The following is a 20,648-nucleotide window of genomic DNA, read 5'->3' as shown; positions in this document are numbered from 1 at the left end:
TAAATTTTTGAAAAACTGTTTAAATCGATCTGCTTGTCATTTCAAAGCAGGAGAAATCACACTAGTAACTAACATTTACTGCATCCATACAGTGCGTTGCTCTCTGGATGTGATTTTTTCTTTGTCGAAATGACAAAAAAAGAAAACAATCATCTTGAAACCTAAAGCCCTAGCCCTGATGGAAGCGGCATCCTTTTTCTGGCTTCTTTAGCCTGGAAAAGATACGGTGCACAGCAGGAAACAGCTCCTTAGAATTATCCTTCGACTTCGCTGGGGATGACAATCAGAACACTTTCTTGTTTAAAACAAAATTATCATTTTTTTTGAAACGAAATAGCTTTATCTTTGCCCCTAATAAAAATAAATTTATGACTTTACGTAAGTATTTAACGAGCCGAGTGTTTTTTGTGCAAGTATTGATTGCGATTGCGATTATTGCCGTTTTAGGTTATTTGTTTATGCATTGGTTGACTTTTACAACTGATCACGGACATGAGATTGCCGTTCCTAATTTGTCTAAACTGACTGAGGAGCAAGTAGAGGCAAAACTGAACGATTTAGACTTGGATTATGTGCTTTTGGATAGTGTTGATTACCGAAGTGAATACCCAAAATACAGTGTTGTTGAGCAAGATCCTTTGCCCGGAACAATGGTAAAAGTGGGAAGAAAAATATATATTAAAATTAATGCATCAGGATTTTCGTCTGTTAAAATTCCTGATTTAATTGAGAAAACATATCGTGAAGCAGTTCCAACTTTGAAAGCTTTAGGGCTTCAGGAAGGAACGATAACGTATATTCCGAACCTTGGAAAAGATATGGTTCTGGAGATGCGCTATAAAGGTAGAAACTTAAAAGTAGGAGACCGTGTGCTGAAAGCGTCTAAAATCGACTTGGTTTTAGGAGACGGAAAAGCTAGTTATGTAGATGAGAGTCAGGCCGCAGATAGTACAGCTGCGCCAACTACTGAAACCCCAAAAGATGAACAATAATATTGAAAATTTAGATCTGGAAGACGAATTATTCGAACATTTCAGGTTTGATGTGCCTAAAGGTCAGGCGCTTTTGCGTATTGACAAATATTTGATGAATATGATTCCGAATGCAACACGGAACAAAATTCAGAATGCTGCAAGTGAAGGAAGTGTTTTTGTAAATGAAATTCCTGTAAAATCAAATTACAAAGTAAAACCACTTGATCTTATTACGGTAATGTTGACACATCCGCCGTTTGAAAACCATATTCTTCCGGAAGATCTTCCGATAAATATTGTGTATGAAGACGACGCTTTGTTGCTAATCAACAAAGAGCCGGGAATGGTAGTGCATCCGGGTCACGGAAATTATACCGGGACTTTGGTGAATGCTTTGGCACATCATTTTGAGAATTTGCCAATGAACAGCAGCGAACGCCCAGGTTTGGTACACCGAATAGATAAGGATACGTCCGGACTTCTGGTGGTTGCCAAAACAGAAGCGGCAATGACGCACCTGGCAAAACAATTTGAAGCAAAAACTTCTGAACGTGAATATATTGCCCTGGTTTGGGGTAATGTTACCGAAGAGGAGGGAACGATCGAAGGAAATCTTGCGAGACACTTAAAAGACCGTATGCAAATGGCGGTTTTTGCGGATCCTGAAATAGGAAAACCTGCGATTACACATTATAAGGTCTTGGAACGTTTTGGTTATGTAACTTTGATTTCCTGCAGGTTAGAAACAGGAAGAACGCACCAGATTCGTGCGCATTTGAAACATATTGGTCATCCGTTATTTAATGATGAACGTTATGGTGGTCATTTGATTTTGAAGGGAACTACGTTTACAAAATACAAACAGTTTATAGAGAATTGTTTTAAAGCTTTGCCACGTCAGGCTTTGCATGCTAAAACTCTTGGTTTTGTGCATCCAACAACTGGCGAAATGATGCGCTTTGATACTGAATTACCTCAGGATTTTCAGGATTGCATTGAGAAATGGCGTAATTACGGTAAGACGCATAATATAGAAGAAGAATAGATATTTAGAATAAAAAAAAATAGAGAAAAGATTTTCTCGTATAAAAAAAGCTCCAAAATTTTTGGAGCTTTTTTGGTTTTACCATGTAGCACTTCATTTTTTTACCATTAAGAGATTAAGTTTATTAAGCTCTGAACTTATTTTGTTTCACTATTCAGAAATTACGTTAGTAAAGATTTTATCTTAAATTTTCTTAATATCTTATTGGTAAAAAAACTATTCAATATTTCTAATCGTTAAGTCTGTAATTTTTGCTTCGCCGTTGGTTAAGAAACCTAGTTTACCTTGCTGGCTGAGATTATTTTTTTCTAAGGAACATTCTAAGAACGTTTCGTTATCGACTGAAAAATACAGTTGATTGTTTGAAACCCTTATTTTTACATCATACCATTTATTGTTCTCTAGTTTCATTGTTTTTTTAAACAAAGTTGGACCTCCGCGTTTTTCGTATTCGTCGCTTCCTTTTTTGTAAACACCTCTGCCAATAACGATATTTTGATCGATTCGATACAAATAAGTTCTAATATATTGCTCTTTATCTACGTTTAGCATGATCTCAAAGAGAGATTCTTTGGTTATGTTTACCTTCAGATCGATTTGGTAATTTTTAGGGAGTTTCTTTTTCGATTCTATTACGCCCCAATGCATTGGTCCTCCAGTTCCGGTTAAAGTATCTTTTTCCAGAAACCATTCTTTTGGATTAAAATCCCAATTGGATTTTAATGGGGTTGTTTCAGTGATTTTGTATGCCGTTTTTGCCGTTGAAATTGTACCACCACAAGAAGTGATTATTAGCAGTACTACTAATAATAAGATATATTTGATTTTCATTTTCATTTTTTAATTTAACTCGGAATGGTATTTTATTTTTCCGATTGATCCTGCTTCATTTGGTAAAAGCTCAAAAACCGAAGTAGGAGCAAGACCGGTTTCGATACGATGTGACACGTATAAAATACTAACGTTTGTTTCTTGTTTTATGGTATTGATAAGCTGTATGACCAAATCGACATTTTCGTCGTCCAGACCTTCTACAGGTTCGTCTAAGATTAATAATGGAGGATGTTTTAGAACGGCACGAACAATCAAAGCAACTCTTTGCTGACCAATAGAAAGATCAATAAAGCGTTTTTTTCTTAAACCGGTCATTTCAATTACTTCAAGCCATTGTGTAACGGTTTGTTTTTGCAAAGTCGTTGGTTCAATATACAATCCTATGGAATCGAAAAAGCCGGATAGAATCATTTCTTCTAAAGTATGTCCTTTTTGAAAGAGATCCGTCATGGAAGTTGTGAAGATCCCGATTTGTTTTTTGATGTCCCAAACACTTTCACCAGTTCCTTTTTTTCTTCCGAATAAATGTAAATCCTGTCCAAAACCTTTTGGATTGTCTCCGGTTATCAAAGATAAAATAGTGCTTTTTCCGGAACCGTTAGGACCAATTAACTGCCAGAATTCACCTTGTTTTATGGTCCATGAAATATTGTCGACAATTTTGCGGTCATCATAGCTCACAGAAACATTTTCCATTTTGATTAATACACTTTCGTGAAAGGAATGTGGTTCGATCGCTTTAGGAATTGCTGATGTATTTAAGGTTTTAAAGTGGTTTTCGGTTTTTGAGATAGGATGCAATTCAAAGGTATTGTCTTTGATCTGCGCTTTGTTAGGAACAAAATATAGTACGTCGACCACACGATTGACTAATTGAATAATCGCAATATCTTTTGTCAGATCTTTTAAGGATTCTGCTAAAACGACGCGCGAAGCCTGATCTAAATGATCGAACGGATTGTCGAAAATGATAAAATCTGGTTTTTGATTGATGCAGTATTTCAAAAATTCTTTTTTACGTTCGCCGGATGAAAAAGTTCTCAATTGTCTGTGAGATTCCGGAGAAGCTTCTACAGTATCGTATTGATATTCTTTTTCGATGAATTTTTCTATGGCAATGTCTGAAAACAGAATCCCTTTTTTGTTGTTAAAAATGGCTAATTCTCCTTTGGCTTCGCCGGAAAGTAATGTTGCTATAAAAGCTTTTTTATTTACCTGATTCGATAAAAGTATATCCCAATGCTGCATTTTTAAAGTATTATTTATGTTGACATAGATTAATTGTTGTTTTGTTGCCACAGATTTCACAGATTAAAATAATTGATCTTTTTAATCTGTGGCAAATAAGTTTTTAAGATTATCTATGCGTTAAATGTTTTTTCAGTTTAATCTATTTTTTTGGTCGCTAATTCGCGATCGTTACGAGACCATTCGCTCCAGGAACCTACGTACAGTTTTGGAATTGGAATTCCGGCATAATTCATTGCTAATAAAGTATGACAAGCCGTGACACCTGAACCACAATGCACAATAACTTTTTCAGGATTTTTATCGCCTATAATTTTATTATATTTTTCTGCTAAAACTTGGGGCGATTTGTAAAATCCATCTTCGTCTAAGTTTTCGCTAAACGGAATATTGATTGCTCCTGGAATATGTCCCGCGATTAAATCAAGAGGTTCTGTAAGCCCATCAAAGCGATTTTTATCCCTTACATCAATTACAATATTTTCTTCATTATTTCGGGCTTTTTCGACTTCATCAATAGTAGCGACAGCTAAATTCCATTCTGAAATCAGGTATTTTTCTGTTGGTTCAAAATTTTCAATTTCAGAACTTACGGGAAAACCGGTTTTTATGGCTGCTTGTAAACCTCCGTTTAAAACCTGAACTTTTTCATGTCCAATTGCTTTGAGCATCCACCAAAATCGGGCAGCTGCATTCGAGCCGTTTTTGTCATCGTAAATTATAACACGGCTTAAAGGCGAAATTCCTAGTTTAGAAAGTACTTCAGAAAATCTTTCTAATGATGGTAAAGGATGTCTTCCTCCGTTTGCAGGATCCGTTTCAACATTGGCTAAATCCCGATTCAGATCAATAAAACGAGCGCCTTCCAGATGTTCGTTTTTATAATTTTCTTCGGCACCTATTCCTGCTCTGGCATCGATTAAAATAACTTCACGAGAATTTTTTAATTGTATTAATTCTTCAGGATTTATTATTGGAGAAAGTATATTTGACATTTTTTTTTGAATTATTTTTTAGCATTCCCTAACCAAAGTAATCCATTTAAGATTAATTGGCTTTGTTCTTTATTTTCAAAAGTATATGAAAGTGTTTTGTTAGTTCCGTTTTCATAATCTATATCATTATGTCCCATATTTACATAGAGCATTTTGTAGTTTTTATTTGTCCAGACAACAGGATAATAACCGCTGTGCCAGATTTCGTTTGGTTTTGGGCCTGTTCCTAACGGAAAACTGCTTTCGTCAATTGCTGCAAGAATTTCTATATCCGGGTTTTTTCTTAAATCGTTGCTCCATCTGTACCATTCGTTTGGCGAGGATTTAAATGTTTTAGGAATGTTTTTGGTTACAGCATGCTGATTTTCGATTTGCAAAATTGCTGATGTTGGCCGCCAGGTATTACTGCCGTATTCTCCTGAACCTAAAAAAGTATTGTGGTACCAGTTCCAGTTTTGTGGATAATCAGAATCATTTAGTGCAAATGCCGAAAAATGAAATCCGATAAAACCACCGCCATTTTCCATGTATTTCTCAAAAGCTTCTCGCTGGCTTGGTGTTTCGGGTCTTGTATCTAAAAACAAAATGACCTGATATTTGGCTAAAAACTTTGCGTTTAAATTGTTCCAATTACTAGTTGAATCATATTTGAAATGATTTTCTGCGGCAACTTTTGGAAACCACTTATTAGCTTCATGGACAAAACTAATGTGTGCCTGATCATTTTTTGCCGTATAAAAAGCAATGACTTTGAATTTTGAACTTGCTTTTTTATGTTGGGCAAATCCAAAAAAACAAATGGATAAAAATGTAACCAGAATAATCCTTTGAGACATACATTCTTTTTTTATCGAAAATATTAAGTGTTTTTGCTTAGTTTTTTGCTTAACCGGGAATTTTCTCGATTAATATCTCATTGCCCTCTTTGTCATAATAGGTACAGGTCATTTCGATGATGTCAACACGCCATTTTGCAATTCCGGATTGAGCAGCATGGTTGCAGAAGGTTAAATAATCAGTTTGGCCATCCTGATGCATCACTAGAAACTCAATAAAACGTTCTTTATTAGCAAAAGGAGCGACCTGAATTTCAGGATATTTTTCGTCTGCTGAAACTTTGTAATTATTTACGCCATAATATTCAACATTTCCATTGTTGACAAAAGTGTCATAACCTTTTACGCCCAAAATGATAAGGTCTTGTATATAATTAGGGAAATCAGAACCAGATTGTACTTTGGCATGCGCTTCTTTTATTTGTTCGATTGTAAACATATATTTTAGTTTTAGTTTGTTTAATGAGTTTGCCACTAATTTTTATTTGAATGACGCTAAATTATAATTTGTGTAATTACTTCGTCTGTTCCCTTCGGTCAGGTTGTGGCGAAAAAATTTATTGTTTCAAAAATACGATTAATGGTTTTATAAATTGATCAAAAGATTCAATATGCGGTAAATGTCCGGTATTGGGAATTTCGACCAATCTTGAGTTGGGAATTGTTTTTTGTGTTTTTTTACCCAATTCCAGATAATTGCCCATAGTTTTTCTAACTTCTTCAGATACCAGCGGTTTTCCTATGGCTGTTTTATCTCTTGTTCCGATAATTAAAAGTGTTGGACTTTTGATATTTTTAAATTCGTATAAAACAGGCTGCGTAAAAATCATATCATACATCAAGGCTGAGTTCCATGCTACTTTTGCATAATCTGGAGCTGTGGTCCAGCCAGCGCCGAGTTCAGCCCATTTTTGAAAATCAGCGTTCCATTTTCCATCATAATAATTCGCCATTTGATAGCTTTTTATGTTTTGATAGTTTTGTTTTAACTCTGATTCATACCACCAATCTACGGGTTTATAAGGTACTACTAGTTTCCAGTCTTCTAAACCAATTGGGTTTTCGAGCACTAATTTTTCAGTAGTTTCAGGATACATCAAGGCAAATCTTGTTGCTAACATTCCACCCATTGAATGTCCTAATACGGTTGTTTTCTGAATTCCTAAATGATCTAGCAATTTCTTTGTATTCTCAGCCAATTGCTGAAAAGTATATTGGTAATTATCCGGCTTAGATGATTTTCCAAAACCTATCTGGTCAGGAACAATTACCCTAAAACCCTCTTTTGTTAATGCCTTTATAGTAGATTCCCAATAGGCTCCGTTGAAATTTTTGCCATGCAGTAAAACTATATTCCTGTTGTTGTAGTTAGCAGGTTTGATATCCATATACGCCATTTTAAGATATTGACGCTGATTGTTTAATTCTAAAAATTGTACGGGAAATGGATATTGATAATTGGTTAGATTAATGTCAAGCGCCTTTATATTTTCTTGCTGCGAAAAGCAAAAAAACGGAAGTAAAAGCAGTATAAGTTTTATGTTTTTCATTTTCTGAATGTATTTCGTTTGGAGTAATTATAAAATTAAAGCTAACGATTTTAAAATCAAAGAATAAAATCTTAAAGTTCTCAAAAAAAAAACAGGAGAAGTTGCCCTATGTTTTTATTGTTTTTTTAAGGTCACGACTTGTTGGGGATAAGGAATGTCAATATTAGCTTCATCAAAACGTTTTTTGATACTTTGCAGTAAATCGCAATACATTATGAACCCATCTGTAGAATTTTTTGCCCATGCCCATGCTTTTAATGTTACGCTGGAATCTGCCAGAGCAACTACACGAGCAACAACTAAAGGTGTTTTTTGTTTTTTATTCTCTGCCGTTCTGGTATCTATAAAAAGTGGATGTCTGGCGATTTCTTCCTGCATGATGGCTAATGCATTTTCGATATTAGAATCATAGCCGATCCCAATTTCGATTATTTTGCAGCATTTGGTGTCATGCATATTGGTGTTGACAATAATCTGATTGCTGATAACAGAATTGGGTATGATGATTCGGTTATTTTCAGCATCTTTCAGAACCACTTGTCTTAAATTAATATCTTCGACTGTGCCCACAAAATTATTGATCGTAATTTTATCGTTGATTCGGAAAGGTTTAAAAATCACTAGAAAAATTCCGCTTACGATATTGCTCAAAGCTTGTTGAGAAGCCAAACCGGCCACTAAGGAAATAACTCCGGCTCCGGCTAAAAAGGAATGCCCGATAATTTTAAATTCGGGAATTTGTATTAACGCAAAGGCAAATCCTAAAATATAAATTACGGTTATGATTAAGTGTTTTAAAAATCTAAAACCTGTCGCATCATATTCTTTGTCCGTTAATTTACGATACAAAAAATAGCGAAGAACTTTGTCTGTCACCGCGCCCAAAATAATTGTTACAAATCCAATTATAGCGATAATGATAATTATTCTGAAGTCTTTTGCGTAATCGATCATGAGTTTTGAATTTTAAAAAATCCAAAAGACATATATATAAAATATAGTTTTTTGGATTTGATAAAGTTATGAAAAATGAATTTTATTTTATAAACCAACGAAGTCGTCACTTTTTGGAAAAATACTCAAAGCCTGAATAGCAATTTCAGGAGTTGGAGAAGCTAGTTTTCGAAGTTTTGTATCCATCCAGGCGCCATCAACGGTAATAACAGCACAAAGTGTGTCATCATCTTTTCTAAATTCGTGAACGATTGACCAGCGCGAAGCATCGGCTTTCATTTTTGATGTTTTCGTATGAAGGAATATTTTATCAGAAAGTTTTAGTTCTTTTCTAAAAACACATTCTTCTCTAAATAAAACAGGTCCAAAACTTTGCGTTTGCATCACTTTTAAGGTTAAACCCAGTTCTTCAAGAATTTCAATACGATGTTGTGCACCAAAATCATAATAAGCACTATGACGAACGTGAAAATTTGGGTCAAGATCAGACCAGCGAAAAGATAATTCTTTAATAAATGAAGCCATTTTATATTTGTATTTTAATGATATTGAGAATGTTTTCTGAGATTGTTTACTCGGGAAACATCGTTTTTTTATAAAACCGAATTTACAAATAAAATCACAAACAGTATATTAGAAGGTGAAAGTATTAACAATTACCTTTTTTTAATTTTGCTTTTATAAGCTTTCTAAATTATCCCATGTATATTCTATTTTGTTCAGTCGCATATAATAGGGAATAAGCAGTAAAATTTCCAGTCGTAACGGAAAATGCCCGTCATTGGTTGTAAAAGGCTGAACAAACATGGAGCCAATGCAAATGACAACTCCACAAATAGCGTCTATTTTACCAATTGAGATGGCGTTAGGTTTCTCGAACCAAAGTGAATATGCTGCAAAACCTTTGAGCAGCATTATCGCAATAATAAATATTCCTGTTGCTGAAAAAGTGGTGTTGCTTGAAAAACCGTAAAGAGATAAATGTACATATGGAGTAAAGAGATTCGTAATGACAGCACCAATAGCACAAACTGCTAAAATCATAAAAAGCCAGCAAAAAGTTTTAATCCACCATGGCAAAAGTTTTCTTCTGATGATGGCGGGTTTGTCAAATTCGTCAAAGCGGCTTTCTAATTCCTGATTCATTGTATTGATTTTGTTTTGAAAGTTTGATTGCAATTATATTACCTGGAAAATAACCAAAATCATGACCGTTAACTGTAAACCTACAATGATCCAAAAGAAATTTCGGGTTGGTTTTGAAATACTTTTTAAACCTTCTATTATTTTATTTTTAATAATCTCAGTAAAGCTTACATTTTCATCCCTGAAATCAACATCATCAAGATTCACTTTTTTAAAACCGTAGATAATGATTTTCTTTAGCCACTTGTTTTCTTTTGAATCCCTGATTTCCTGTATAAGCTTGAGTTTTAATTTAGTTTTATCAGTTCCTTTTTTTAATAAATCAGGCTGTTTAGATTTGATTTTATCGAGAACTTTATCAATAATAGGGAATAATAAAACTTCGCCTTTATCTGATAATAATTGATGAATGGTTTTTGAGATGATATATTTATTCCCAAGTGTAAACAATAAAAAAGGTATTGCAAATATTGAAACAACTGTCAAGGTGTAGCCAATTGGTCTTAAAGCAAATAATAGTAGTAAAATAGAAGCGCCGTCTGCATGCCCCATTCCCGTGCCGGATTGATAAATAATAGTACACAGGGAAATAACCGAGATAAAAATCAAAAATAATTGCCCGATAATATTTATTTTGATAAAACTAAATGTTGCGCTGCCGAATAGTTTAGTTGCATATTTTAAATTGTCATTCATTGAAAATTGGTTTTTTTTGGTTGGTGGTTTATGGCGTAAAAATATAGAAAAAATATTACAAATGTTAAAAGATATTCTTTATTGCATACTTTAATCTTTAATGTTTTTGTTTATAGGTAGTTAGGGTGATTAAGCAGCTATTCAGGGTTTTGATTCTTCTTCTTTTCCATCTTCTTTTCCGGCATTTAATGTTTTAACAATAAAAGGGAGGGTCAGTCCCTGACCAATCAATGTTAACAAAACAACGGCGACAGAGATAAATATAATAACGGTTCGTTCGGGAAAAGGGGTTCCGTCCTCGAGTAATTTGGGTAATCCCAAAGCAATCGCTAATGACACAATGCCACGCATTCCTGACCAGCTGATAATGATGCTGTTATTAAAGTCTAAAAGCGCATGTTCGCTAACTTTTCGTTTTCGTTTGGTATTTTGAAATGCTTTTTGAAGATTAATCTTCTGAAGAAAAATCCTTGCCATTCTAATTAGTAACGCAACAAGGGTTATGATAGCTGCGTAACCTATATAGGGCAAAATCATATCGTTAGGAATGTCTTTTAGGATATAACGAAAATTGAGTCCGATTAAGATAAAGATTAATCCATTTAATATAAAAATAATGATGTCCCAAAGGCTTCGGGATTGGTTTTTTAAACTTTCGGGAAATATCTTTTTACTGAAACGGGCAATTGTTAATCCTAGAACAACTACCGCAATTACTCCTGAAACATGCAAATGTTCTGCTATCAAATAGGTAACAAAAGGCATTAAGAGCATGAAGCTAATGGTAACTTCCACATTTTTTTTATGAACTCTGCTTAGTATAAAAGCGAGGATTTTTGCCATTACAAAACCTACAAGAAAACCACCTCCAAGCAATAGTACAAACTGCAAAGTTGCTTTCCATATTATAAAGGCAGATCCCATTACAGATGCTACTGCAAAGCGATAAGCAACAAGTGCAGAGGCATCGTTTATGAGGCTTTCGCCTTCAAGAATGGTTAAGGTTTTATGGGATAAGTTTAATCCTTTTGTGATGCTTATAGCCGCCACTGCATCTGTTGCTGATAGGATAGACCCCAATACAAAAGCTAAAGGCCAGGTCATTCCGGGAATTATATAATAAGCTACAATGGCAATACCTAATGTTGTTAGAAAAACCAATGATATGGCTAAAGCTCCAATAGTGTTAATGTTGGTTTTGAAATCCTTGGGCGAAATATTAAAAGAGGCGTCGTACAATAATGGGGGAAGAAAGAGCAGAAAGATAATTTCCGGATTTATTTCGATTTCTCCCATCGACGGAATAAAACCAATGGCTACCCCAACAATGACAAGAAGAATTGGATAAGGTAATTTTACTTTATCAGCAAAAGCAGAAAGGCCTATTACGATTGCCAGAATAAAGATGATGATACTGTAATTTTCCATTATTAGAATTTAGAAAAATGCGAATGTAATTAATATAGGTTTGACATAGCTAAATTGTTTAGTTGCCAAAAAACGAAGTTATGAAAAATGATGTTTTAAATTTGTAAAAAAAGGCCGTAGTTATTTTAGTTTAAAATTCCTGCAATACAATTTCTTACTTGTTTAGTCTTCGTTAAAAAAATTCGTAATCGAAGTTTTTTCAAAAAGATAACGTTTGACTTTTGCCTTAGTAGTTTTGGACTCTGTAGGCTCATCCTCTTTCATTGTGTTGGTCTCGTTTATTGTTATATCTCCTTTTTCAAAATTGTAAAAAAGTCCTGTATGACCACCGGCGCCTCTATATTCTGCTTCGATCATGTTGAGAATAAAATCATTTCCGAAATACTTAAATGAACCGAAAATGTTACCACCCGGTCCAATACTGTAGAGATTGATATTTAATCCTCCGTTTTCTATAGTAATATCCTCGGTATCATATATCTTATAATCTGCTTCGTTGTATTCAATTGGCATGACTATATTTGAAACTTTGTCTAAGCGATATGATTTGTCTTTATTTTGCAAAAGAATTAGCATTGGTCTTTTAGAAATATTATTTTCCTTGTATTTCAGGACAACGGCAATATCAGGGAAACCGTCATTGTTCAGATCTCCTTCTGTTTCATATTGTACTTCATAAATGCCGGTTTTAGGAAGAAAGTCTGCAATTTTATTTCCTTTTTTCGGGTAAGTTGCATCAGGTTTGTAAGGAGTGCTTTGATCTGGTTCGTCGCTTACATCTTCATAATCACGATGAGGCAGACTATCTGTAATTTCGACATTTTTTGCAGTGCTGTCAGCGTCTGTTTTCTTTTTATTAGTACACGATTGAACAGTAATCGCGAGCAGGATTAATAGGTTAAGAGTGATTTGTTTTTTCATTTCTAAAGTTTCAATCAGGAATTTTGGTTGCTTTTAGGTCGTTTTAATTCAGTTTACTGTCAAAAGCCCTGAAATTATCGATTTTTGGCAGTGGTTTTACTATGATTTTTTTAGTTGTCTTCTTTAGGATTTTTTCAGAGCCCAATGCTTTTGTTATTTCAGTCCTTTTTCCTGTCAAAAGATTAAATTCGGTTTCAGTAGTCAGATTCTGTCCATCCCAAACTACATTGGTTATCTCTTGTAATTCGAAGCTTCCATTATTGAATTTGAATTTATGCCAAAAATGATTTTTACCAATTTCAGATCCAATATATAAATACCCCTCTTCAATAATAACATCAGGAATTTGATCGCCACGATGTTTACCATTTGGGTATTGAGGCTGCATTAAATTTTCTGTAGCTACGTTCAATTTATATTTTCCGTTTTTTTGCAAAAAATAGATTTCTAGTTTCAATGGCTGCGTTTCATTTATCGTATCCATTTTGAGTAGTACCTTATCAATTAAGCCATCATTATTAAGATCACCTTCTTTGGTTCTGATTGTGACAGTAAAATTATCTTTTAAATTTTTGGTTTGTGCGTAAATCGTAATTTGAGCGAGAACAAAAAATATCAGGATCTTTTTTTTCATTTTAGTTTTTCTTGTTTGATGATTTTTTAATGTCAGAAAATTTTATATTCAGTCCACTTTGTTCAAGGTTTTTGTTAGCGTTGGTTTTATTTTGGAAATATTAAAACGAACTTTAATCGGCATAGATTTTTACACTTTTCATTTTTTCAAAATCAAGCGTTCTGTTTTTTGAACGTAATTGAATTGTCGTTTGTTTTAAATCTGGACTTATATTTAATACAATATCAATAGACTCATTAGAATTGTTTGGATCCAGTTTTTCAAAATGGCTGAATACTTCATCTTCGTCAAACTCTAGATAGGCTTCGTATTTTTTATGATTTTTTATGAAGGTATAAATCAGATAATCAGGTAAAACTTGTTTTTGATATTTCATTTTAACAACCTCTTCGTTGAATAATTCGTACTGTTCCCCGTTAAAAAAACTTAAATCCAGACTTGATTTTGTTTGGCCAAAATGATTGATCTCTACTTTCCAATTGTATTTTTTTCGGTACTTATTAGTCCAAATCCCTATTGGGATAGGTTTGCCATTATTTACTATTTTTCTGAACTGAACATTGTCCTTGCAAGTACAAGTATCTTTCAAAACTTCTTTTATTTCATCCTTTTCTACGGCATGATGAATTTCATTTTCTTTCGTATCGATTAAGTCGGCTTTGAAGACTTCCAATTCTTTAGTATTATTAGCACCTGAAATCCATAATACTACATCACCACCGGGAGCTATTCCTGCAATTAATTCACGATAATTACTTTTTGATATCGTATCTAAATTTCCACTGTAATCCCTTTTGAATCCTTTTTTGAAATATTCGGATATTTGAGCTTTGTTTAATTTTGTACTTAATTTGTAATATTTGTTTTCTAAAAACGAAAACCAGTAAAGTTCTAAACGATCCGGTAATACAATATCCGGACCGTCAGATGATTTGAAGGTGGTATCTCCATTTCCCCAATTTACTGAATAAACTTTAGCGGTTTCTAAAAGAGTATACGGAGTGCGGTCTCCTTGAACAGCGATAGTAAATTGACTTCCCGGAAGTAATTTAATCGGGTAACCTTCGGGCGTAGAAATTCCTTGCTGATAATCGTATTGTTCAGTATTATTAAAAACCTGCTCATCATTATATGTTTGCCTTTCTACAGTAGAGGTATCCCAAAGTAGGACAATGCAAACCATAATCATTAATCCAGAACTAATTACAATTGCTGATAGATTTCTTTTAAAAATAAAAGAAACTACAAGTAATAGTAAAAATTGCAGAGGAATTGCCAATAGAATTAAAAAAAAAGTAAAAACCTCTTGTGATATGTATGAGCTGTTGTGAACAATCTGGAATTGCAATAAAAATAAAAAAATCAGAATATTTATTATTCCAATGACTACTGATTGTAGAAAAATTTTAAAATAGTATTTCATCGTTTGTTTTCTCTATTACAAGATATAAGAAATAGTACAGTAAGAATGTTGGTACTCTATTGGGGTTTATTGTTGGTGTAAATGATTAGGCAATTTATTCATTCAGTTGTTTTTCTAAATTTTCAACTTCAGAAGCACCGCTTAGTCTTTTTTTAATAACATTTCCGTTTTCGTCTGTTAGGAAATGCCATGGAATTGCAAGAGATGAATTACCGTATAAATTTATTAAATCAGTATTTAATTTTTCATTTGCCCTAATATGAATCCCTTCGAGATTATAAAAATGAATCATATCGTGCCACTGGTTTTCACGACTTTCTTTGTCTATAGAAATGTAAACTATCGTAATGTTTTTTGATTTTAACAATTGATATAATTTGGTATTGTCTTTAAACTCTGCTTTGCACGGACCACACCAGGTTGCCCAGATATCAACGTAAAATTGTTTGCCATATAATCCTTTTATCGCTTCTTTTACTGAATTGACGGCTGAAGAATTGGGAATAAATTTGATTTTTTCATTCAAAGGTTCTTCTTGTTTTTTATGAAATACCAGAACAGGTATGATAACAGGCTCCAGAAAAGGAGTGTAAGGACTTGAAGGGTATTCTTTTTTGAATTGTTCAAAAAGTGTAATCAATTCTTTTTCGTAATTTTTATTGATTGTCTCAAAGTGTATATAGGCAGCAAAATAATATTCTAACTGTGGACCAGATAAGTATTTTTTTGCATTATTAATATTGTGGGTATGAGTTAGCCCTTGTTTGTTGATTTCTGAAAGTGCTGTCAGAGTAGTTCCTTCAATAATTAAATCCTTATAGCGCAAATAATTCTCGGCGTAATGAAAAAACCACGAAGAACTTAAAATCTCGGGATTGGTTACCGGATTTGATTCAAAAATTTCGCTCCAGAGTTCTTTGTATTGTTCCTCGCTAAGTTTATTTTCTTTGTAGGGTAAGTTTAAAAGATTTATAAAAGAGACACTTCCCTGTATGCCTTTGTAAAAGTATTCTCTATCTGTCCGGACAAGGTTATAAAAATTTTTAGAAATTGTTTTGTCCTTTAATAGTTTTTTAAAACCTTCTAATTCGATCTCTTGGCTTTTCTTTATTTGTTGTTTTATGTTAGAAGGAACGCTGTCTTGTAGATACTCTTTTGTTTCGACTTCAAAATGACCGCCAACACTCATTCGGTTAGGGATTTGATTGTATAGTAATTGTCCTTTTTCGTCCTTAGATGCTACTCGAAACTGGTTTTCTTTTACCTCCGTATTAATGTGTATTTTATAAATCATTCCTGGTTCAGCAATTAAGGTTCCGAATGATTTATTTTTGTTTGATAAATCGATGAAAGAAGTTTTTCCCAGAGGAAGACTTATTTGAAAATTACCTAATGAATCTGGTTGAACAGAATCAGTAAATCCAAAATAATCTATTCCGTTTATGGGTAAAGTATATTCGATTATATCGGGGAGATTTCCTGTAATTTTTCCAATAATTTCGATATGGTCTTTTTTTATCTGTCCAATTGAGTACAGAGGAAGAAGTAATAGTAAGATAAGTCTAAAATACTGTTTCATTGAAATAGAATTTGAATATTTCAAATATATAGTATTTATATGATTAATTATTGAAGGATTTAGTGTACTATGATTTTTTGAACTTAAAAGGTTTATGAAACAATTGCAACAGCCTTAGACTATTGTCGAGATACAAGCATAAAAGAAATATGAATTTCACTAATTATGACCAATTCTTTGGTGAAATTAATTTCTACGATTTGTGTACATGGTAGGATAGGAGCGTTATCCTTTATTTATGAAAAGCGACAGATAAAAAGATATAAGCGTCCAGAGGCTTTTACAGCAGGAAACAGCTTCTGATAATGACACGTAAAGTGCTGATATGCCACGAATGTCAGGTTTTGAAAATGTCATGTTGTCAGATTATTTTTTATGTACCGACAGGAAAACTGACAATTTTCTTTGGTTTTTTATATTGGCACAGAGATTGACTTATGCCACCTGAGTTATAAAATTAAGTATATCAAAATTAAATATATAAAAAATGGGTAAAATAATCGGAATTGACTTAGGTACGACGAACTCTTGTGTTTCTGTAATGGAAGGTAACGAAGCAGTTGTTATTCCTAACGCAGAAGGAAAAAGAACAACGCCATCTATCATCGCTTTTGTTGAAGGTGGAGAAATTAAAGTAGGTGATCCTGCAAAAAGACAAGCGGTAACGAATCCTACAAAAACGATTGCTTCTATTAAACGTTTTATGGGACACACTTTTGCTGAGACTACAAACGAAGCAAAAAGAGTTTCTTACAAAGTAGTTAAAGGTGACAACAATACTCCACGTGTGGATATTGACGGTCGTTTATATACTGCTCAGGAATTGTCAGCAATGACTCTTCAAAAAATGAAAAAAACTGCTGAAGACTATTTAGGTCAAACTGTAACTGAAGCGGTTATTACTGTTCCTGCTTACTTTAATGATGCACAACGTCAAGCTACGAAAGAAGCTGGTGAAATTGCAGGTCTTAAAGTTATGCGTATCATCAATGAGCCTACAGCAGCAGCTTTAGCTTATGGATTAGATAAAAAAGGAACTGATCAAAAAATTGCTGTTTACGATTTAGGTGGAGGTACTTTTGATATCTCTGTTCTTGAATTAGGAGACGGAGTTTTTGAAGTATTGTCTACAAACGGTGATACTCACTTAGGTGGAGATGATTTTGACCACGAAATTATTGACTGGTTAGCTGACGAATTTAAAGCTGAAGAAGGTATTGACTTACGTCTTGATCCAATGTCATTGCAACGTTTGAAAGAAGCTGCAGAGAAAGCAAAAATTGAATTGTCTTCTTCTTCAGAAACTGAAATCAACTTGCCATACGTTACAGCTACGGCTTCAGGACCAAAACACTTAGTAAAAAAATTATCAAGAGCTAAATTTGAGCAATTAACTGATTCATTAGTTAAACGTTCTATGGAGCCTGTTGCTAAAGCATTAAAAGATGCAGGTTTATCTACATCTGATATTGACGAAGTTATTCTTGTTGGAGGTTCTACTCGTATGCCAAGAATTGCTGAGGAAGTTGAAAAATTCTTTGGTAAAAAAGCATCTAAAGGAGTTAATCCTGATGAGGTTGTTGCAATTGGAGCAGCTATTCAAGGTGGAGTTTTATCTGGAGATGTAAAAGATGTATTGTTACTTGACGTTACACCTTTATCTTTAGGTATCGAAACTATGGGTGGTGTATTGACTAAATTAATTGAGTCTAATACTACTATTCCAACTAAAAAATCACAAGTTTTCTCTACTGCTGCTGATTCTCAACCATCTGTTGAAATTCACGTATTGCAAGGAGAAAGAGCGATGGCTGCTGATAACAAAACTATCGGTCGTTTCCACTTAGATGGTATTCCACCAGCGCCAAGAGGAGTTCCTCAAATCGAGGTTACTTTTGATATTGATGCAAATGGTATCATCAAAGTTTCTGCAACTGACAAAGGAACTGGAAAATCTCACGATATCCGTATCGAAGCTTCTTCTGGTTTAACAGCTGAAGAAATCGAAAAAATGAAAAAAGATGCTGAAGCTAACGCTGATGCTGACAAAATAGCTAAAGAAAGAGCTGAGAAATTAAACGAAGCTGACAGCATGATCTTCCAAACTGAATCTCAATTGAAAGAGTTAGGAAGCAAATTAGCTGATGATCATAAAGTTGCTGTAGAGTACGCTTTAACTGAATTGAGAATGGCTCACCAATCTCAAGACATTCCAGCTATTCAAACAGCTCTTGACAACATCAATGCAGCTTGGAAAACAGCTACAGAAGCTATGTATGCTCAAGGTGAACAAGGTCAAGGTCAACAAGCTGCTCCACAACAAGAGCAATCTGGAGACAATGTTGAAGACGTTGAATTCGAAGAAGTCAAATAAGTACTGATTAACATCAGTTAATAATAAGTGCTAAAGCGCTGTAAACATAATGTTTACAGCGCTTTTTCTTTTTATTACTTTTTTGTTTCTGGTATTTTTTAATCGTTTTTTATCATATATGTGTACCACATTTGTACCGGCACTTAAAAGGCGATAAAGTGGCACTTATTTTTGCTAATGATAACTTAATCAGGGATAAGGGAGATGAAGAGATTAGATAAACAATGTCTTATCTGCGGAGACGGATTTCTGCCCAAAAGCGTGACTTCTGTCTACTGCTCAGCTAAATGCAGTAAAAAGGCATACAAACAGAAGATGCTGCAGCTTAAAAAGGAAGCGGAGCTCAAAGCGCTGGCAGATAAAATACCCAAGGACAGGGTCTTTATTTCTGTTGCTGAAGCTGGCATTCTTTTTGGTGTTGCTAAAAGGACCCTTTACCGGCTTGTGAGCGAGGGAAAAATTCCTTCAGTTAATTTAGGAACCCGCCTTGTAAGGATAGACCGCAGAGTCATGAAAGAGATGTTCGGCCCTGCGCGCAGCGTGTCTCAGGCTGAAAGCGCACCGAAGAAAAAATTATACAGCCTTGAAAAAGAAGACTGCTATTCCATCGGTGAAATAGCCCAGAGATTTCAGATATCAGAAGGTTCAGTCTACAATCATATCAGGAAATATTCAATCCCGACCAGACAGATTGGAAAACATGTATATGCCCCCAAAACGGAAATTGATAATTTGTATAACGGAAATGATTTTATATGAATCAATTAGCAAAAACCAAGGTGACTGTGCGTCTTCGAAAAGCAGAAAACCAAAAAGAATGGTATGTTTACATAGAAAGCTATCCTGTTGAGGTTTCCGGAAAGAAAACGCCCCAAAGAATCCGTGAATATTTAAACAGATCCATAACAACAGTGGAGTGGGACAAGAAAAGAACTGCCCGCACAGATGCAGAGGGCATAAAATCCTACAAACCCAGACGCAGCGATAACGGAATTATAATGTGCAGAAGCGAGAGCGACCGTGAAATAATGATCTATGCTGACGCAGTGCGTAAAATCCGGCAGAAAGAATACGATAATATAGATCTGTACAGTGATGCTGATAACCTATTGGCTGAACAGAAAGAGAAAGGAAAAGAGGATTTTATTAAATATCTAGCTGCTGTGGCGGCTAAAAGACACGCCCGAGGTTCAAAATCCATTCAGATCAATTGGGAGCGGACCAAAGAATTTTTAAAAAGCTATTCCAAAGGCAGCCTGATGTTTTCCGAGGTTGACAGCAGAATGGCGGAAGATTTTAAACTGTTTCTGCTGGGTGCCCCGCTCGGAGGAGGCAAAAAAGGACTACTTTCCCGCAACACTGCGGCAAGGTATTTCTCCATTTTTAAAGCAGCTTTAAAACAGGCCTTTATCGACGGATATCTAACAGTTGATTTATCTTCAAAAATAAGAGGCATTCCGGATCAGGAGTCAAGACGTGAGTATCTGACCATTAAAGAATTGAATGTACTGGCATCGGCGACTTGTGAAAAAGACGTCCTTAAAAGAGCCGCACTTTTCTCAGCCCTTACAGGTCTGAGGCACTCCGACATTCAGAAACTCCTATGGAAAGAGATAAGTCTGGAAGATGGTATGGCTAAACTGCATTTTACGCAGAAAAAGACAAAGGGTGTGGAATATATGCCTATTTCCCAGCAGGCCTTCCAACTATGCGGTGAACCACGGCTTCCCGGACAGCTTGTTTTTGAGGATCTGCCAGACCCGTCGTGGATTTCACGCCCTCTGAAAAAATGGGTTCAATCGGCAGGCATTAAAAAAAATATTACCTTCCACTGCTTTCGCCATACATTTGCAACATTGCAGCTATCGAGCGGAACAGACATTTATACGGTCAGTAAAATGCTGGGGCACACCACATGGAAAAAAGCAAAGGAAGATCATCTTTGCCCAGTTGGTCAAATTTGGCATCATTGGGCTCTAAAAGATTACTATCCAAAATATAACTAGTTTTT

The 20,648-nt window shown here is 34.6% G+C and carries 20 protein-coding genes; 5 read left to right on the top strand and 15 right to left on the bottom strand.

The genetic code is table 11. From position 1 onward, the window contains the following. Window positions 1-368 precede the first annotated feature (368 nt). Both ACQKCJ_RS12730 and ACQKCJ_RS12725 read left to right on the top strand, forming a co-directional pair. Window positions 369-992, top strand: coding sequence for a PASTA domain-containing protein (locus tag ACQKCJ_RS12730; RefSeq protein WP_271335295.1), 624 nt, complete (start codon window positions 369-371; stop codon window positions 990-992). Next, the gene (locus ACQKCJ_RS12725) at window positions 982-2,019 is read left to right on the top strand and encodes an RluA family pseudouridine synthase (RefSeq protein ID WP_271335296.1); all 1,038 of its coding nucleotides are present in this window, start codon (window positions 982-984) and stop codon (window positions 2,017-2,019) included. The genes ACQKCJ_RS12730 and ACQKCJ_RS12725 overlap by 11 nt, the downstream gene beginning before the upstream one ends. 216 nt (window positions 2,020-2,235) lie before the next feature. Here the strand turns inward: ACQKCJ_RS12725 and ACQKCJ_RS12720 are convergent, their stop codons facing one another. The 15 genes from ACQKCJ_RS12720 to ACQKCJ_RS12650 all read right to left on the bottom strand — a co-directional run bounded on the left by ACQKCJ_RS12720 (window position 2,236) and on the right by ACQKCJ_RS12650 (window position 16,263). Beyond that, a complete protein-coding gene (locus ACQKCJ_RS12720; protein WP_271335297.1) occupies window positions 2,236-2,850 on the bottom strand; it encodes a hypothetical protein in 615 nt (204 codons plus the stop codon). Window positions 2,851-2,859: 9 nt separating this feature from the next. Further along, window positions 2,860-4,101, bottom strand: a complete 1,242-nt coding sequence (locus ACQKCJ_RS12715) for an ATP-binding cassette domain-containing protein (protein WP_276598197.1) — start codon at window positions 4,099-4,101, stop codon at window positions 2,860-2,862. Between the two features lie 137 nt (window positions 4,102-4,238). Next, a complete protein-coding gene (locus ACQKCJ_RS12710; protein WP_271335299.1) occupies window positions 4,239-5,096 on the bottom strand; it encodes a sulfurtransferase in 858 nt (285 codons plus the stop codon). Window positions 5,097-5,107: 11 nt separating this feature from the next. After that, window positions 5,108-5,932, bottom strand: coding sequence for a ThuA domain-containing protein (locus tag ACQKCJ_RS12705; RefSeq protein WP_427402114.1), 825 nt, complete (start codon window positions 5,930-5,932; stop codon window positions 5,108-5,110). A gap of 49 nt (window positions 5,933-5,981) precedes the next feature. After that, a complete protein-coding gene (locus ACQKCJ_RS12700; RefSeq protein ID WP_271335301.1) occupies window positions 5,982-6,371 on the bottom strand; it encodes a DUF1398 domain-containing protein in 390 nt (129 codons plus the stop codon). A gap of 118 nt (window positions 6,372-6,489) precedes the next feature. After that, the gene (locus ACQKCJ_RS12695; RefSeq protein WP_271335302.1) at window positions 6,490-7,482 is read right to left on the bottom strand and encodes an alpha/beta fold hydrolase; all 993 of its coding nucleotides are present in this window, start codon (window positions 7,480-7,482) and stop codon (window positions 6,490-6,492) included. Window positions 7,483-7,596: 114 nt separating this feature from the next. Beyond that, the gene (locus ACQKCJ_RS12690) at window positions 7,597-8,436 is read right to left on the bottom strand and encodes a mechanosensitive ion channel family protein (protein WP_271335303.1); all 840 of its coding nucleotides are present in this window, start codon (window positions 8,434-8,436) and stop codon (window positions 7,597-7,599) included. 87 nt (window positions 8,437-8,523) lie between these two features. Further along, window positions 8,524-8,961, bottom strand: coding sequence for an acyl-CoA thioesterase (locus tag ACQKCJ_RS12685; RefSeq protein WP_271335304.1), 438 nt, complete (start codon window positions 8,959-8,961; stop codon window positions 8,524-8,526). A 153-nt stretch (window positions 8,962-9,114) separates the two neighbouring features. Continuing rightward, window positions 9,115-9,582 (bottom strand): hypothetical protein, encoded by a 468-nt coding sequence (locus tag ACQKCJ_RS12680; RefSeq protein ID WP_271335305.1) that lies wholly within the window; start codon window positions 9,580-9,582, stop codon window positions 9,115-9,117. A 33-nt stretch (window positions 9,583-9,615) separates the two neighbouring features. Beyond that, entirely contained in the window at window positions 9,616-10,278 is a 663-nt protein-coding gene (locus ACQKCJ_RS12675; protein WP_271335306.1) for a hypothetical protein, read from the bottom strand. A gap of 141 nt (window positions 10,279-10,419) precedes the next feature. Continuing rightward, window positions 10,420-11,706 (bottom strand): Na+/H+ antiporter, encoded by a 1,287-nt coding sequence (locus tag ACQKCJ_RS12670; RefSeq protein ID WP_271335307.1) that lies wholly within the window; start codon window positions 11,704-11,706, stop codon window positions 10,420-10,422. 162 nt (window positions 11,707-11,868) lie between these two features. Beyond that, window positions 11,869-12,627 carry a hypothetical protein gene (locus ACQKCJ_RS12665; protein WP_271335308.1) on the bottom strand — a complete coding sequence of 253 codons (759 nt, stop codon included), beginning with the start codon at window positions 12,625-12,627 and terminating at the stop codon, window positions 11,869-11,871. A gap of 43 nt (window positions 12,628-12,670) precedes the next feature. After that, window positions 12,671-13,261, bottom strand: a complete 591-nt coding sequence (locus ACQKCJ_RS12660; protein ID WP_271335309.1) for a hypothetical protein — start codon at window positions 13,259-13,261, stop codon at window positions 12,671-12,673. 112 nt (window positions 13,262-13,373) lie between these two features. Next, the gene (locus ACQKCJ_RS12655; RefSeq protein ID WP_427402113.1) at window positions 13,374-14,684 is read right to left on the bottom strand and encodes a DUF2931 family protein; all 1,311 of its coding nucleotides are present in this window, start codon (window positions 14,682-14,684) and stop codon (window positions 13,374-13,376) included. 94 nt (window positions 14,685-14,778) lie between these two features. Continuing rightward, the gene (locus ACQKCJ_RS12650; protein ID WP_271335311.1) at window positions 14,779-16,263 is read right to left on the bottom strand and encodes a redoxin family protein; all 1,485 of its coding nucleotides are present in this window, start codon (window positions 16,261-16,263) and stop codon (window positions 14,779-14,781) included. A 487-nt stretch (window positions 16,264-16,750) separates the two neighbouring features. On the opposite strand from ACQKCJ_RS12650, the gene dnaK reads away from it, so the two are divergent. The 3 genes from dnaK to ACQKCJ_RS12635 all read left to right on the top strand — a co-directional run bounded on the left by dnaK (window position 16,751) and on the right by ACQKCJ_RS12635 (window position 20,643). After that, window positions 16,751-18,637, top strand: a complete 1,887-nt coding sequence (gene dnaK, locus ACQKCJ_RS12645; protein ID WP_271335312.1) for a molecular chaperone DnaK — start codon at window positions 16,751-16,753, stop codon at window positions 18,635-18,637. Between the two features lie 204 nt (window positions 18,638-18,841). Next, on the top strand, window positions 18,842-19,396 hold the full coding sequence (locus ACQKCJ_RS12640; RefSeq protein WP_271335313.1) for a helix-turn-helix domain-containing protein: 555 nt from the start codon (window positions 18,842-18,844) through the stop codon (window positions 19,394-19,396). Continuing rightward, entirely contained in the window at window positions 19,393-20,643 is a 1,251-nt protein-coding gene (locus ACQKCJ_RS12635) for a site-specific integrase (RefSeq protein WP_271335314.1), read from the top strand. Before ACQKCJ_RS12640 ends, ACQKCJ_RS12635 begins: the two co-directional genes overlap by 4 nt. The last annotated feature ends 5 nt before the right edge of the window (window positions 20,644-20,648 follow it).

The sequence above is a fragment of the Flavobacterium sp. NPDC079362 genome (assembly GCF_050267765.1).
GTDB classification, from domain to species: domain Bacteria; phylum Bacteroidota; class Bacteroidia; order Flavobacteriales; family Flavobacteriaceae; genus Flavobacterium; species Flavobacterium azizsancarii.
This window is presented reverse-complemented; position numbering and strand designations above follow the sequence as displayed.

Bases quoted from the DNA above. Each gene is read 5' to 3' on its own strand.
- ACQKCJ_RS12635 (WP_271335314.1), top strand. From the start codon at position 19,393: ATGAATCAATTAGCAAAAACCAAGGTGACTGTGCGTCTTCGAAAAGCA.
- ACQKCJ_RS12700 (WP_271335301.1), bottom strand. From the start codon at position 6,371: ATGTTTACAATCGAACAAATAAAAGAAGCGCATGCCAAAGTACAATCT.
- ACQKCJ_RS12690 (WP_271335303.1), bottom strand. From the start codon at position 8,436: ATGATCGATTACGCAAAAGACTTCAGAATAATTATCATTATCGCTATA.
- ACQKCJ_RS12725 (WP_271335296.1), top strand. From the start codon at position 982: ATGAACAATAATATTGAAAATTTAGATCTGGAAGACGAATTATTCGAA.
- ACQKCJ_RS12665 (WP_271335308.1), bottom strand. From the start codon at position 12,627: ATGAAAAAACAAATCACTCTTAACCTATTAATCCTGCTCGCGATTACT.
- ACQKCJ_RS12655 (WP_427402113.1), bottom strand. From the start codon at position 14,684: ATGAAATACTATTTTAAAATTTTTCTACAATCAGTAGTCATTGGAATA.
- ACQKCJ_RS12660 (WP_271335309.1), bottom strand. From the start codon at position 13,261: ATGAAAAAAAAGATCCTGATATTTTTTGTTCTCGCTCAAATTACGATT.
- ACQKCJ_RS12640 (WP_271335313.1), top strand. From the start codon at position 18,842: ATGAAGAGATTAGATAAACAATGTCTTATCTGCGGAGACGGATTTCTG.
- ACQKCJ_RS12680 (WP_271335305.1), bottom strand. From the start codon at position 9,582: ATGAATCAGGAATTAGAAAGCCGCTTTGACGAATTTGACAAACCCGCC.
- ACQKCJ_RS12715 (WP_276598197.1), bottom strand. From the start codon at position 4,101: ATGCAGCATTGGGATATACTTTTATCGAATCAGGTAAATAAAAAAGCT.
- ACQKCJ_RS12685 (WP_271335304.1), bottom strand. From the start codon at position 8,961: ATGGCTTCATTTATTAAAGAATTATCTTTTCGCTGGTCTGATCTTGAC.
- ACQKCJ_RS12650 (WP_271335311.1), bottom strand. From the start codon at position 16,263: ATGAAACAGTATTTTAGACTTATCTTACTATTACTTCTTCCTCTGTAC.
- ACQKCJ_RS12710 (WP_271335299.1), bottom strand. From the start codon at position 5,096: ATGTCAAATATACTTTCTCCAATAATAAATCCTGAAGAATTAATACAA.
- ACQKCJ_RS12720 (WP_271335297.1), bottom strand. From the start codon at position 2,850: ATGAAAATCAAATATATCTTATTATTAGTAGTACTGCTAATAATCACT.
- ACQKCJ_RS12675 (WP_271335306.1), bottom strand. From the start codon at position 10,278: ATGAATGACAATTTAAAATATGCAACTAAACTATTCGGCAGCGCAACA.
- ACQKCJ_RS12670 (WP_271335307.1), bottom strand. From the start codon at position 11,706: ATGGAAAATTACAGTATCATCATCTTTATTCTGGCAATCGTAATAGGC.
- ACQKCJ_RS12695 (WP_271335302.1), bottom strand. From the start codon at position 7,482: ATGAAAAACATAAAACTTATACTGCTTTTACTTCCGTTTTTTTGCTTT.
- ACQKCJ_RS12705 (WP_427402114.1), bottom strand. From the start codon at position 5,932: ATGTCTCAAAGGATTATTCTGGTTACATTTTTATCCATTTGTTTTTTT.
- dnaK (WP_271335312.1), top strand. From the start codon at position 16,751: ATGGGTAAAATAATCGGAATTGACTTAGGTACGACGAACTCTTGTGTT.
- ACQKCJ_RS12730 (WP_271335295.1), top strand. From the start codon at position 369: ATGACTTTACGTAAGTATTTAACGAGCCGAGTGTTTTTTGTGCAAGTA.